Here is a 13,960-nt window from a genome sequence, read left to right as displayed (position 1 = left end):
GCCTTATACTCTGCCGCGGTACTCTAGTAGCCCAATAGCTCAAGATAGTCCCGCAATATGCCGCCACACCTCCCCTATTCCTCGTAGGATAATCGGGTGCTTGTCAAAACAGGTAGGTTTCCTGGCTCATGGATCTTCACTCCTCGGGCCTTCCCGCAAAGGTCCTTCGACCTTTCAGTGGCTTTTCCGATTGGCTCCCCATTGACAGTGGCGGGACCGCGCCGGAGTTATACCGGACTTCCCTATTAAGCTCTTGCGAGCACCTGTTTTCCGCCTTATTCACTTGTGTAGCCATCTTAACATGCAGGCTAGGGGCTGTCTATTGGATAAGCTTGTTATGAATTTGTGAAAAACACCAATATCCTCTAAAGCTTTGGCAAGCAGATGTCGATAAACCTATTATCGTGTCGGTTGTGAGAGTAAACTCCTAATCCGTACATAACAATCTTCCATATGCCGGGGTGTACGATGAAAAATTCAACTATTATTGGTTTGTTTCTAGGTTTTTTCTCTCTGATATTCGGAATGATTCTTAAAAAAGCACCACTCGCAAGCTTGGTCACCAATCCGGCTGCTTATGTCATCATCCTCGTCGGAACGGTTGCATCCGTCATGGTCGCTTTTCCTATGTCGGAGCTTGCTAAGGTTCCCAAGCTATTTAAGCTAATATTTGCAGAGCCAAAGCTACTCCCACGACAACAACTGATTAGCATGTTCATGGAATGGGCAACGATTACCCGCCGTGAGGGCTTGCTCGCACTCGAAGCCCGTGTAGACGAAATCGAAGATAACTTCCTTAAAAGCGGCATGCGCATGATTATTGACGGCAATGATCAAGATTTCGTACGGGATGTTCTACTAGAAGATATCTCAGCAACAGAAGAGCGCCATCGTGGCGGAGCACTCATCTTCTCCCAAGCAGGGATGTATGCACCGACACTCGGGGTACTAGGAGCGGTTATCGGACTTATCGCAGCCCTAGGAAATCTAGCCGAGATGGAGAAGCTCGCCCATGCTGTAGCCGCAGCTTTTATCGCAACCCTGCTCGGGATATTTACCGGTTACGTTATGTGGCATCCTATTGCCAACAAGCTTAAGCGTCTCTCCAAGCGTGAGGTTGATCTTAAGCTCATGATGGTTGAAGGTCTGCTCTCTATCCAATCAGGCGTATCAACTATTGCAATTCAACAAAAACTTCTAGTGTTCCTCACACCGACGGAGCGGTTGGCGTTCGCTGAGAAGGAGGATTCGCAACGTGAGCAAAAAACGGCATGAACCACATGAGGAGCATATTGACGAATCCTGGCTCCTCCCCTATTCCGATCTCATGACGTTGCTATTAGCCTTGTTTATTGTTCTTTTCGCCGCTAGCTCGGTTAATACGGCTAAATTACAGGAAATGAGCCAAGCCTTCAAATCTGCCTTTAGTACGGGAATCGGTATTCTTGATAATGGCGGACTTACACAAGATAATAAGCTTAAGAAAAATTCTAACCAGACTCTCCCTCGCAGAGATGAAGGACGGAAAGACAAGTCCCGGGAAACTCTTAAGCAAGAGGAGCAACAGAACCTAGAAGAGCTTAAGCAGCAGCTAGATAAGTATATTAAGAAAAACGGACTTTCCTCCGCACTGGATACACAATTGAATAATTCACAGCTTCTTATTACGATTAGGGATAATGCCTTATTCCCATCTGGTAGCGCCAATATTAAACAGGATTCGCAGAAGCTAGCCTCTGCAATCGGTCAGATGCTGCAGCAGTATCCTGACTACGAGATTTTGGTTACTGGTCATACAGACAATCAACCGATTAATACAGCTGAATTTCCGTCCAACTGGGAGCTTAGCTCCAAGCGTGCGATCAATTTCATGAAAATATTATTAGAGAATTCAGCCTTCGATCCGAAGCGCTTCAGCGCTATTGGGTACGGCGAATTCCGACCGCTTGAAAGTAATACTACAGATGCGGGCCGCGCAACTAACCGGCGGGTTGAGGTATCTATTCTTCGTAACTATCTGGAGCCAACGGACGGCAGCAAAGAAATTACGTTATCTGCAATTGCCAAAGAAGGCGAAACAGCTAAGAAGTAGTGTTATTACAAGGAACGTCGCAGAAGAGGTCACTTCTCTGCGACGTTCCTTTTTCTATAATGTGACTCCAACTATTGTGCCCTACGCAGCTCTTCCAGCTGTTTACCATGATACATATGTACCCCCGCCGAGCTAGGCAGGTTTGCAGCATGAATCATTGCAGTAGCCAGATCCTCCCCTTTAATGGATCTGTACTTACGAAGGGAGCCCCACAGCAAGGGATCGAACACCTTCATTGTAGCCACCCATAGCCACTCTCCCCGCCTGCTTACTGCTCGTTCTCCTACTAGCAGCGATGGACGGAAGACATGCAGCTTAGGCAGTGCTAGAGCGATTAAATCCCTTTCAATCTCACCCTTAACCCGACTGTAGAAAATAGAAGAAGATGCCGATGATCCGATGGACGAGACTAACAGGAACTGTTTGGCGCCAGAAGCTGCTGCTTGCTGTCCAAGCACTAATGGATACTCATAATCAACCTGGCGGAATGCTTCTTGGGAGCCTGCTTGTTTAATTGTCGTTCCAAGTGCACAGAACCAATCGTCAGCCTCCAACGTTGGAGCCACGCTAGGCAAGGATTCGAGAGTGACCTCAACAACCTTGAGCTTAGGATGGCTGATTGGCAGAGCTTTCCTAGAAAGAGCGATGACCGTCTCATATCTAGAATCTGCTAACAGACGATTTAAGAGACTAGATCCGATAAGTCCTGTAGCTCCTGCAACAATAGCTGTTTTAGCCATGCTTCATCCTTCTTTCTATGATGAAACTGTATTTCATTCTATTGTAGCAGTTGAGCCCCGATTTTCCCATTGGCGTAGCAGAACTGCCAGCTCCGACCAGGTCACCTTCTGGTCTGGATGCGGAGCAGGAGAAGGCAGCAATTGCTGAGCCTTGAGCCACTTCATCTCTTCACTACTGAAGGACGACCAATCCAAGCTTCCCGCTATTCTTCCCCTAGCTGAAATCGGTCGCTGCATATCCTGTCCTCTCGAATTATCCATTGTAACCTCTCCTTTTCCTTTCCAATCCACCATGCTGCGCCACATAGCCACGATATCTTGTCCATAACGATTTCCCGATGCCGGCCATTTCCCATTCAGATCCTCCCAGCAAGGAACAGTGCCTCTCCAGCCTGCCCGCTCCAGATGAGCCATTTGTCTTCTAAGCTTTCCCTCACCACCATCTGGTAATGCTAAGTCTGTGGCAAAGGTATATAACATTTGCATCTGCGCTTCAATATAAGATTCCTCATTCAATTCGGATAATGTTAATGGTGCCCAAGATAGCAATGAAAGCTCGGATGTCCAGCATCTAGATTCATGAACCAATTGACAGTATGCCACATCCCCTCTCACACCATAACGATTTCCTTGGCGCAAATATAATTCTGCTACCTCAGGAGCATTGGGATTGCGTCTCTTGACATAGGCATTCATCCTCTCTGCGGAGCAGCACGAAGCTCCTAATATAGAAAGCTTTCCTGAAGGCTCCCGTTCTGGATGCTTTCGAAATACAAAACTGACCGATTCCATCACACATCTCCTCCCTAGATCATTAAAAGCACAGTCTGTCCTACTCTACCTCCTATACTCTATTCTCAAATTCACTCGGATTGACCTTATTTACCAACCTGATACAATTAAATTGAGTTGTACCCATGGTAAAACAAAAAATGTGCATAACTCTGTGGATAACCGGGTAGTTATCCACAAAATTGTGCACAGCATGTTAACAACGAATACATGTTCGCTGGTAAGGAGTAGGAAAAATGATAAATACAGAAGATGAACGATGGATGAAAGAGGCGATCCAACAAGCAAGACTAGCCGAAGCATTAGGTGAAGTTCCTATAGGTGCAGTTATCGTCCGAGAGGGCATCATTGTAGGTGCAGGTTACAATTTACGTGAAAGAGACCACGATCCAACCGCTCATGCAGAGATGATCGCTATCCGTCAAGCAAGTGAAACCCTGCAAGCTTGGCGACTGCTAGGCTGTACCTTATATGTCACATTAGAGCCCTGTCCAATGTGTGCAGGTGCCATCCTGCAATCGCGCGTAGAACGCGTTGTCTACGGCGCATCTGATCCAAAGGCCGGCTGTGTTGGCACATTAATGGACTTATTGCAGGACTCAAGATTTAATCATGTCTCTCCTTGGACATCAGGAGTGCTTCACGAGGAGTGTGCCTGCTTGTTGACTGACTTCTTCCGTCGGTTGAGAAGCCGTTAACGCGGAGACGGCACATACTTCTGACATTTTCCGATACTCTGCTTCTTCCTTGCGCAAGCGTTGAAGCTGAATGATAAGGCGATCCGCTTCCTCACTGACCGCTACAATCTCGGGATCGGTCAGATTGCCCAGGTCGTTAGCCATTTCACACAGACGACGTTGTAGCAATTGGAGGCGCCGTATTAACTGTGAGGTCTCCAAGTGAGTCATCTGACCGCTCCTTTCATAAGGCATTTCGTCACACTTTGTCATACAACGATAGGAAAAACGAACTAAATTCATTATAAGATAAAATTATCCAGTTTTTTGTAGAACCCTGTCGAGAAGATTTAAACATTTTTAAATTATTTTCCGACAAAATTAGGTTTTTAGTCCCGTTACCCTAGTCCCATTTAGCTGATTTTATTACCAGAAGAGGGGTCAACCGACTTGAGTATTCGTATTTTATTAGTTGAGGATGACGAACCTCTTCACCGCGGTATCCAATTCACACTCCAGCAAGAGGGTTTCCATGTACTTAGCGCGTATAACCTTAAGGATGCACGCGCATTGGTTGCAGACAATGAGGTCCACCTTTTCCTATTAGACGTACAGCTTCCTGACGGTAGCGGATTCGACTTCTGTACCGAAATTCGCAAGCGCGCAGATACTCCCATCATCTTCTTAACAGCGAGTGACCAAGAATTCGACATCGTTCGAGGATTGGATCTTGGAGGAGACGATTATATTACGAAGCCATTCCGGCTACGGGAATTTTTATCGCGTGTCCATGCTGTATTAAGACGGAGAGCCCCCATCGCTCGCGATGCTGTAAAAAATCATTTGAACGCTGGAGGATTATCGCTAAACATCAATGAAATGAGATTAGAAAAAGAAGGACTAGAGGTTCCTCTTAGCATGACAGAGTTCAGATTACTCTCTTTGTTCATGACTCATCCCCGTGTCGTTCTATCCAAGGATCAAATTATTCAGCAAGTATGGCCGGACGGTACTGAGGTGCTTGACGACAACACTGTAGCTGTTAATATTCGAAGGCTTAGGGAGAAAATAGAGAACGATCCACAAACCCCGCAAATGCTTGTGACGGTTAGAGGAGCCGGATATCGATGGAACGTGTAGAAAATGAAAAGCTCAGCCTCGCGCGATTGTGGCGTAACCCCCCAGTGCGGAGGCTTTCTGTTATTTTAGCCTCATCGTTGCTCATAACAGTGGTATTGATCGCTGTGTACAGCCATTACTCTACCGAAAGGCTCAAGAACACTTGGCTGGACAAAGAAGCAGCTATGCTTGGAACCTTATACTCAGAGCATCCTGACTTGGCCGATAAGTGGCTTGGACAATTATCCGAGAAAGGTGCACCCACCCCGGAAGCCGTAGCCGAAGGTCATAAAATCATGGAGCGCTACGGAGTAGCCTCTTTATTCGAGAGCCGCTGGCTACCTGTGCTGCAGCAATATCATTGGAGCACTTTGTGGATTTTGATTAGCAGCATTACGGTGCTCATCGCTCTGATAGCATGGTTATTGTTCAGAGAATATCACAAGCTACTAGGACAAATCCGAACCTTAGCGGTTTCTCTGGAGGACACCGTCAAGCATAATAAGCCTATGTCTTCCTTTGTGTACGATGAGGGGGAGCTAGGGCTGTTAGCAAATGGAGCACAGGAGCTGACCCTGCGCTTGAGAGCAACTATTGAGCAGCTTGATCAAGACAAAGCTTTTCTGAAAGATACGGTAGCTGATATTTCTCATCAATTAAAGACCCCATTAGCTTCCCTAATGATCTACATAGAATTGTTACAGGGGGATAAGCTCGACCCAGATCACGCTACAGAATTTCTGGAGACGTGTAGAGGAGAACTTGATCGAATGGAATGGCTGACGCTAGCTTTGCTCAAGCTTGCTCGGTTAGAGGCTGGGGCCTTAGAGATGAGCTTACGGGAAGTCCCACTTATGGACACCTTACAACAAGCTGTGAAATCGATCAGTCGTTTGGCTGAGGATAAGCAAATAGAAATGCTGATCGAGCATCCTGACTCCGAATTGATCATTCCTCATGATCCCCACTGGCTTGCAGAGGCAATATCGAATTTACTGAAGAACGCCATCGAACACAGCCCTATTGGCAGCAATGTATCGATTAGCTTGGAAAGGACCCCCGTGTTCGTTCGGGTACAGGTACGGGATCAGGGTCGTGGAATAGAAGCACAGCAATTGCCGCATATTTTTAAGAAGTTCTATCGTTCCTCTACGGAGGGTAGTGGAGTCGGGCTCGGATTGCCGCTGGCTAAGTCTATTATCGAGAAGCATGGGGGGATTTTGTCTGTCTCAGCCAACCCTCTTGGAGGCACGATTTTTAATTTAACTTTGCCCCATCACCCTTTCCCAATGAATGCTATGAAGCTTACAGAACTGTAAGCTCACACCCCCCTAATCTGTAAGGTTACCGCGATATACTGGATTCGTAGCATGGAAGCCTAAAGCTTCCGTCGTGCGAATCTATACTAACCGGAGGATGATCCATAGATGAACGTCATTAACGTTGACGGCCTGAGCAAATCCTATGGCAAAGGCTCAACACAGGTCAACGCCCTCAATCAAGTTTCCTTTGCCATTAATCAAGGTGAATTTGTTGCCGTAGTCGGAGCGAGTGGTTCAGGAAAGAGCACTCTGCTACATATGCTGGGTGGCCTCGACAAGCCAAGCGGTGGCTATGTCCATATTGATGGGGAAAGTCTGTACGGACTTAAAGAGAAAGACCGTGCGGTATTCCGCCGCAGAAAAATTGGCTTTATCTTTCAGGCGTACAACCTTATTCCGGTGCTGAACGTAGAGGAAAATATTCAACTGCCTTTACTGCTCGATCATCGCAAGCCTGATAAAGCATATATTAATGATCTTATTCACACGCTAGGTCTACATGAACGCCGCAAGCACCTGCCCTCTGAGCTATCCGGTGGACAGCAGCAAAGAGTCGCAATCGGCCGAGCGCTAGCTTACCGTCCAACGATTGTACTAGCGGATGAGCCAACAGGTAACCTCGACAGTGCGAACGGACGGGAAGTAATAGAGCTCCTAAAGCTTGCAGTTCGGCAGTTCCATCAGACGGTTATTGTCATTACTCATGATTTGAACGTGGCTGCGGAAGCCGATCGGGTGCTGAGCCTGCAGGATGGCTTGCTCGTTAACGATTCGGGTAGCCTTGGGAGCAAGGTATGAGAAGCTATGGCGCAATGGCTGGACGTTATCTAAAGCAGCAACGCAGAAAATCCATTTTGACCATTGTAGGTATTATTCTTTCTGTTGCGCTTATTAGTGCTCTCGGAACGATGGGGCAAGCCTTAAAGGATAATGCTCTACTTAATACCAAGTACGAGAGTGGCTCTTTTCATATCGGTTACAACGAGCCCACTCCCGACCTATATAAGACTCTTAACAAACACATGCTCGTTGATCAGATCGGGGTACTTAATTGGGTTCTGACCACAGAGCTACAGGATTCCTATTCCGTTGAGGTTATCACAGCCGATAAAGCAGCCTTTGATTTGCTTCCCATTCATCTGCAAGAAGGACGCTTGCCCACTTCGGTTGACGAGATCATCATTGAACAATGGATGATGATTAATCTGCCTGGTAAGCCTAAGCTGAATGAAACAACAACCTTAACAGGACCCGACGGTATTAACCATTCCTATCAAGTTGTTGGGATACTGAAAAATCAAAAGCTAAGTCAGGTACGAGGCTCTGCCAGAGCATATTCATTAATAGATCCAGCTAAAATTGTTATTGATTCGAACGCACAGCTGTTCCTCACATTAAAGTCCGGCGTTGATATTAGTAGCCACCTGGATGAGTTCAAGAAGCTTAACGAGAAAATGTTCACGAACTTTAGACTGCTCGCGCTCATGGGTGAAAGCAGCGATTCAAATGTGAATAACGCTCTATCTCTCATATTTGGCGTTTTGATTGGTCTTGTGGTGCTTTCCACCGTGGCCGTTATTTATAATGCTTTTCACATTGCCGTGCTGGAAAGAATCCGGCAGTTTGGACTGCTGCGGACAATTGGTGCTTCCCCTGCACAAATTCGTAATCTTGTATTTCGTGAAGCAACCGTGTTATCCGCTATCGGTGTTCCTCTTGGCTTGCTGGTAGGCTGGTCCGGTTTATGGCTTGTACTTTGGCTGATGACTCAGAGTGGACTGAAAGTCATGATGATGGAGGATTTCCATCTCACCTTCCATTGGTGGATCATGGGCGGAAGCTTTGTTATTGGTTTCCTAGCCGTTTATTTAGCTGCATGGCTTCCTGCACGCAAAGCGTCGAGTGTGTCTCCAGTTGAAGCGGTTAAAGGTGCAGGAAGTATTGTTAGGGAGTCATACCGGCGATTGCGCATCCCCTCCCTTCTTACCTTACTTGGAATCGAAGGACAGATGGCATCGAATAATATAAGAAGGAACCGGACTAAATTTCGCATTACAACCTTTTCCATTGTTGTTAGTATCACACTGTTTATTGTGTTTCATTATTTTACCCAGCAGGCCTTGAGCATTACGACAACAACGAATGAGAACGATCGGATCGCCTTCCAGATCACGAAGTCCCCTCTCGATGAAGGGGACGGCAGCGGGAAGCGTCAGAAGGCTACCGATATCGTTACGGACGAGGAGATTCAACAGTTTAGCCAATTACCCGGAGTCCGAGGCGTGTATGGAATATATAAAAACATTGATGCGCGCGCATTCGTTCCTGACAAACAATTTAATCTAGATTTCGAGAACAAAACAATTTATAAGTTTGATCAAGCCGAATGGGATAACCGTGCTAATAGATTTATTTATTCTCAGCTAATCCTGTACGATGAAGCAAGATTTGATGAAACGAAGATATATATTCAGTCTGGCGACGTTGACCCCGTGAAGCTTGCTGCTTCGGATGGAGTTCTCATTGTACAGGCAGTTAAACCCGTAACGATTAAAGGCAAAAGAGAGCTGATTCCTTTAACCCGTTATAAAGTTGGGGATAAGATAACATTAGACTTGGCTAATACAGGATTAATAAACCCAAATCAGATTCGCGAGGTAACTATAGCTGGTATTCTCACACAGTCCCCTTTCGATTCTGCCTATCAAGATAATAGTCTCGTCATTATTGCGGCCAAGCCGACATTCACCAAACTATACGAAGCTGTCCCGGAGCCAGAGTATCCAGATCCCTTAGGCACAGCACGATATGGATTTGAAATCGCATTAGAGGATGGTGCGGATGTCAATCCGATTAGGAGCAAGCTTGAGGAGCTAGCCCGAGCTAATCCTGGGAGCTATCTCATTGATTATGCCACTCAACAGAAGGAAACGCGCCAATTTAACCTGCAAATGAAGATTTTCGTATACAGCTTCCTACTGATTATCGGGGTAATCGGAAGCTTAAATATTGTTAATACTGTGCAGACAAATCTGCTGCTGCGCCGTCGTGAGATTGGTTTGCTCCAGGCTGTCGGTATGACAATGGGTCAAATACGAAAGATGGCCTCAGCCGAAGGCATCTGGTTCGGGATTATCGGCAGCTTCTGGGGGATCATTCTAGGGGTCGGATTAAGTTACTTCCTCTTCACACAGCTGTCTAATTTCCAAGGCTTCCCCTTTGAGTTCCCATGGGGTGCTGCTCTTATCGCTTGCGGAGCCGCTATACTTGTCGGGCTAATATCCGTACAGGGGCCTCTGAGACGCATGGAGAAGGCAAATCTTCTAGAGGAGTTGCGTGAGGAAGCATAGTCAAGCACGACAAAAACCGCCGATAAACCGGCGGTTTTTGTTGTGCACCTTTTTCAATCTTAAATACCTATGTTAATAGAGAATGAATGTCGCTTTTCCGTTAACGAATGACACGGTGCTGAAATCCCGGTACACCCACGTCTCGATCGTTTTGCCCGCCGCCGTGGCGGTACTTTTACCTGCAGGAGCACCCCAAGAGAAGCGCACTTGTTCCTTGGTCATACCGAGCGACACTTTGCCGGCTTTGATCTGGCTCCAGATTGATGCGGACCATGCGTATTTTTTCTTCGGATCGTAGCTGAAAAAATAACCTTCGTCCGTAAGGATATCCGTCACACTGGAGGATGACATTGGATAGCTTTTCAGCGTTTTGCCTCCAGCCGATTGGAAAATGATGACGAAGTCGCCAAGCTCGTCCGGTGCAATATCTGATACCGTCACCTTCGAGAACCTATCCCACTGTTGAAACCCGTTGATCCAGTAGCTCTTGCCGATGTACTTAACGAGGCTTCCTTGCATCGCTTTCTTGATCAGCACGGCCGTCTCGGTTGAAACGACCGTCATTTTCGCCGAAGCGAATGTGATAACGGCTTCTTTCCAAGTCGTATCCCATTGCACTCGCGCTCCTACCGCATCCGTTAACAACGACGAAGGGATGAGCGTATCCGTCTTATCCGCAAGAGGCGCGGCTTTTAACTTAATAGGCGTCCCGTTCAGGGAAGCATTGAAGTCTCCCGCTTTGAAAGTCATCGTCACGTCGCCGATCGTCGCGGTAATCGTCCCGTTAGCAGAAGCCACGGTTCCCCCTAGCGCTTGGATTACCGGTTTCGCCGGCAAATAAACGATTCCTTTATCCTGCTTGGCATACTTCAAATTATTGCGTAAGCTGGCGGAAATCGTCATCGTCTTGGAGATACCGCTTGTTGTCACGGTTAGCTGGATCTCTCCGACCCCGGTGACTTTTAGCTTCCCGTCAGATTGAATTTTCAGCAAATACGGCTTGTCGACCGTCATATTCGCCGCGCTTGGCGCGACCTTGATCTTAGATTTGTTGGTATACGTCTCTTGGATACCTACGCTTAGCGTGTCACCGACATTGGGCTTTGATTCGGATACGGTAACGTCCACGCTTTGCACGCGAGGAGCATCGACCGGCTTCACTTCGCCATCGTCGTAGAGCACCCAGCTTCCATCCGTCCGCTTCGCGTAAAAAAGATCGGCACCCTTATAGACAGCCGTTTTGACGACGTTGCCTAAGCCTGTCGCTTGACGTACAAGCTTCCAACGATCCCGATAGTCTCCCGTAAACCATACAGTGCCGTCCCGGCGGGTGACGATCATAATATCCGTAGGATGGGCCGCCGTAATCGCAAGGTGAACGGCATCCGACGCCACTTGGACAGGAATAATCTGAGCATTGTCGTCGAAGTTAAACGCATCGTACTCGATAACAGTTCCACTCGAGTACAATAACTCGACACGGCTATTGAATACGGTCAAGGAGACAACGGACGAGGCATCTGTGATCGTCCCCAGCTTCCTGTATTTATCTCTACTCGAAGAATTCGCGTCCAGATATAGAAGCTCTCCGTTTTGCTTGAGCGCTGCGAAAGCTTTGTCCCCGCTTCCGATTAAGGATACACCTTCCAGCCCCTTGAGCTTGCCGACTTTGTTCCACACGGTTCCGTCCATCTTCAACCAATAATCCTCCACAAGCTGCTTCAAGCCTGTTTGTCCTTCCACCGGACGTGGGCCGCTGACCCCCCATTCGACTAGCTTCCCATCCTTAGTCATTCCCAATCCGAAGTATTCGTTGCCAACAACGGTCGCGATATTGCCCGGTGTACGAATAATCCGATTGCCGTCGACCATCGACCACAACGTGCCGTCCGATAGCAAATATATATTTTTGCCGATAATATCCTCGATTTGCGGCTCGCCGTCCGCGAACACTTTGTTCAGTGCGATCCCCGGCCCTGCGAATACGACACCCATCATTAAACATGCCGCGATAATCGTTTGAAGTATTTTCCTCATTGTTCGACCTCTTCCTGTTTTTCTTCCTGCAAAGGATACTTTTACCAACTTGTTTCTAGTTCGACAAAATTATTGACATTCCTTCAAGCCTTCGACATTCGTACTCACCGCGCATGCTCACAGTATTCCAATAATTTTAGATATTTTTTACACTATCAAATTCTATAATGTCTTATTATGGTATTACAGAGTCGAATATTCACAATAATAATCGACTACAGATCAGATATTATAGGAGCTACAAAATGATAAAGATCATCCTGTCGTTTACCCTATTAATCACTCTTTGCTCTTGTACTAAAGCAAATGTTAATGTTAATGTCAGTGTCATTGAAGAGGCGACCAAGACCGCTCCTCCTCAACAAACTCAGACCTTGGAGACTATTATTGAGAGCATTCAGCCTGACGGATTGAAAGTCACTAAAATTGTAGAAGATAACCTCAATAACGATGGGAATAAACAGTCCATTGTCGTTTTTGGGGATTTTGCTCGCATATTTGTTGTGAGCGAAAGCCAAGTTATTGGTGAATTGAAGGATTCAATAGGGGTCGCACATGACAATATAGATGTCAGAATTCAGAAGCTAGATCAAACCGATAAAAAATTTATTGTTTTGTATTCTGAGCAGAACGGTATGGACGGGTATGGTGAAGGGTTTTCGATTTTTCAGTTAAATGGAGATCAAATTGAGGAAGTTAATTATAATTTTCCGGAAACGACCGGGAGCGGAACAAGAAAATTAGAGGATTATGACAACGACGGCATTTATGATAGCGTGACTTATGTTGACGTTAATGATACCCAGAGCCATCAGCTTATTTTCTATCAGCGGTATGACGCTCTGGGCGAGGAGAAAGTGGATCTGCAGTATACTAACGAGGAAAAGAAATTTATTTACCCTGCTGAGCCTGAGAAGGTCATAAAAAACTTTATCGAGGACTTTCATTATAAAGAATGGTTAGAAGAGGAATTGAAGCAATTCGTCGATAACGAGGGTTTGATTCATTTTAACACGGAGGATTATATTAATTTAAGCAGCATGGATTATGGTGGATTAGATATACGAATCCACGAGCTATCTGTTCCTGAGCCGAACAAAATCTTTCTCGTTAAAGATGAGAGCATGGACAGCTCTGAATTAACATTTACCCTGCGCAAGATCTCCAACCAATGGATAATATCAAAAATCGAGAAAAAGACCAGTTAGCTGGGGACATATGAGGCTAAATTACTGAATAAATCTCCCCTCTAGCACAACTTCTTTTTGGCACTACGGAGGTTTTGTGGTATACTGACTATTGCTGTGGCTCCGTAGCTCAGCGGATAGAGCGACGGTTTCCTAAACCGCAGGTCGGAGGTTCAAGTCCTCTCGGGGCCGCCATACTTAAAATGTTGAAGAACCGTGCTATTGTGCGGTTCTTTTTTATTTTTTAGGTGTCGTTTTGAGAATTCCTCGTGGGCGAAGTTGCCTTCCTGTTGTCATTAGGACAACAACATGACAACAGAGAGGTCATTGGATTGTACGAAAGATGAAGAGCATTATCCACTCTAAATCTCCTACAAGGATGATCTCATATAGGTGTCCCATTTGCCGCGGCACGAACGAATAATAAATGAATACTTGGCCCTCTAACTTCCTCGAAGTAACCCAATTCACGAACAAAAATTCCTTCGTCATAGCTTAATAAATCGGCTTCAGTTCTTCTGTTATATTATTAATTAAGATTAATTATCATAAAATATATTGGACATATCAATTTAAAAAAGAGTCAACCATGTATGAACCTTGTTTATTAGCAAAGACTATTGGAATACTCAATCTATTAATAT

12 protein-coding genes, 1 tRNA gene and 1 riboswitch are annotated in these 13,960 nt (G+C 46.1%); of the genes, 9 read left to right on the top strand and 4 right to left on the bottom strand.

Annotated elements, in window-relative coordinates; genetic code table 11:
- Window positions 1-94 precede the first annotated feature (94 nt).
- A riboswitch (cobalamin riboswitch) is annotated at window positions 95-282 on the bottom strand.
- A gap of 186 nt (window positions 283-468) precedes the next feature.
- Window positions 469-1,275, top strand: a complete 807-nt coding sequence (gene motA, locus KCTCHS21_RS00955; protein WP_130604714.1) for a flagellar motor stator protein MotA — start codon at window positions 469-471, stop codon at window positions 1,273-1,275.
- Window positions 1,256-2,092: a flagellar motor protein MotB gene (gene motB / locus KCTCHS21_RS00950; RefSeq protein ID WP_130604713.1), complete on the top strand. Its 837-nt coding sequence runs from the start codon at window positions 1,256-1,258 to the stop codon at window positions 2,090-2,092. Before motA ends, motB begins: the two co-directional genes overlap by 20 nt.
- A 71-nt stretch (window positions 2,093-2,163) precedes the next feature.
- Here motB and KCTCHS21_RS00945 read toward each other — a convergent pair whose 3' ends face one another.
- Window positions 2,164-2,832, bottom strand: coding sequence for an NAD(P)H-binding protein (locus tag KCTCHS21_RS00945; protein WP_130604712.1), 669 nt, complete (start codon window positions 2,830-2,832; stop codon window positions 2,164-2,166).
- Between the two features lie 33 nt (window positions 2,833-2,865).
- On the bottom strand, window positions 2,866-3,624 hold the full coding sequence (locus tag KCTCHS21_RS00940; RefSeq protein WP_130604711.1) for a hypothetical protein: 759 nt from the start codon (window positions 3,622-3,624) through the stop codon (window positions 2,866-2,868).
- Between the two features lie 236 nt (window positions 3,625-3,860).
- Between KCTCHS21_RS00940 and tadA the strand changes: the two genes are divergently transcribed.
- Window positions 3,861-4,322: a tRNA adenosine(34) deaminase TadA gene (gene tadA / locus KCTCHS21_RS00935; protein ID WP_130604710.1), complete on the top strand. Its 462-nt coding sequence runs from the start codon at window positions 3,861-3,863 to the stop codon at window positions 4,320-4,322.
- Here the strand turns inward: tadA and KCTCHS21_RS00930 are convergent.
- Window positions 4,254-4,532, bottom strand: coding sequence for an aspartyl-phosphate phosphatase Spo0E family protein (locus KCTCHS21_RS00930; protein ID WP_232058017.1), 279 nt, complete (start codon window positions 4,530-4,532; stop codon window positions 4,254-4,256). The two genes, tadA and KCTCHS21_RS00930, sit on opposite strands and share 69 nt — an antisense overlap.
- A gap of 219 nt (window positions 4,533-4,751) precedes the next feature.
- On the opposite strand from KCTCHS21_RS00930, the gene KCTCHS21_RS00925 reads away from it, so the two are divergent.
- The 4 genes from KCTCHS21_RS00925 to KCTCHS21_RS00910 all read left to right on the top strand — a co-directional run bounded on the left by KCTCHS21_RS00925 (window position 4,752) and on the right by KCTCHS21_RS00910 (window position 10,092).
- Window positions 4,752-5,441 (top strand): response regulator transcription factor, encoded by a 690-nt coding sequence (locus KCTCHS21_RS00925; protein ID WP_130604709.1) that lies wholly within the window; start codon window positions 4,752-4,754, stop codon window positions 5,439-5,441.
- Entirely contained in the window at window positions 5,429-6,739 is a 1,311-nt protein-coding gene (locus KCTCHS21_RS00920; protein ID WP_130604708.1) for a sensor histidine kinase, read from the top strand. Before KCTCHS21_RS00925 ends, KCTCHS21_RS00920 begins: the two co-directional genes overlap by 13 nt.
- A gap of 108 nt (window positions 6,740-6,847) precedes the next feature.
- Window positions 6,848-7,540, top strand: coding sequence for an ABC transporter ATP-binding protein (locus KCTCHS21_RS00915; protein WP_130604707.1), 693 nt, complete (start codon window positions 6,848-6,850; stop codon window positions 7,538-7,540).
- Window positions 7,537-10,092, top strand: a complete 2,556-nt coding sequence (locus KCTCHS21_RS00910; protein WP_130604706.1) for an ABC transporter permease — start codon at window positions 7,537-7,539, stop codon at window positions 10,090-10,092. The genes KCTCHS21_RS00915 and KCTCHS21_RS00910 overlap by 4 nt, the downstream gene beginning before the upstream one ends.
- Window positions 10,093-10,164: 72 nt before the next feature.
- On the opposite strand, the gene KCTCHS21_RS00905 is transcribed toward KCTCHS21_RS00910, so the two are convergent.
- Window positions 10,165-12,129 carry a stalk domain-containing protein gene (locus KCTCHS21_RS00905; protein WP_130604705.1) on the bottom strand — a complete coding sequence of 655 codons (1,965 nt, stop codon included), beginning with the start codon at window positions 12,127-12,129 and terminating at the stop codon, window positions 10,165-10,167.
- A 245-nt stretch (window positions 12,130-12,374) separates the two neighbouring features.
- Between KCTCHS21_RS00905 and KCTCHS21_RS00900 the strand changes: the two genes are divergently transcribed.
- A complete protein-coding gene (locus KCTCHS21_RS00900; protein WP_130604704.1) occupies window positions 12,375-13,337 on the top strand; it encodes a hypothetical protein in 963 nt (320 codons plus the stop codon).
- A 98-nt stretch (window positions 13,338-13,435) separates the two neighbouring features.
- Window positions 13,436-13,511: transfer RNA gene (locus tag KCTCHS21_RS00895), tRNA-Arg, on the top strand.
- Window positions 13,512-13,960 lie beyond the last annotated feature (449 nt).

This window comes from Cohnella abietis, from assembly GCF_004295585.1.
Taxonomy (GTDB): domain Bacteria; phylum Bacillota; class Bacilli; order Paenibacillales; family Paenibacillaceae; genus Cohnella; species Cohnella abietis.
Note: the sequence above shows the minus strand (reverse complement) of the source record. Positions and strands in the feature narration are given on the sequence as shown.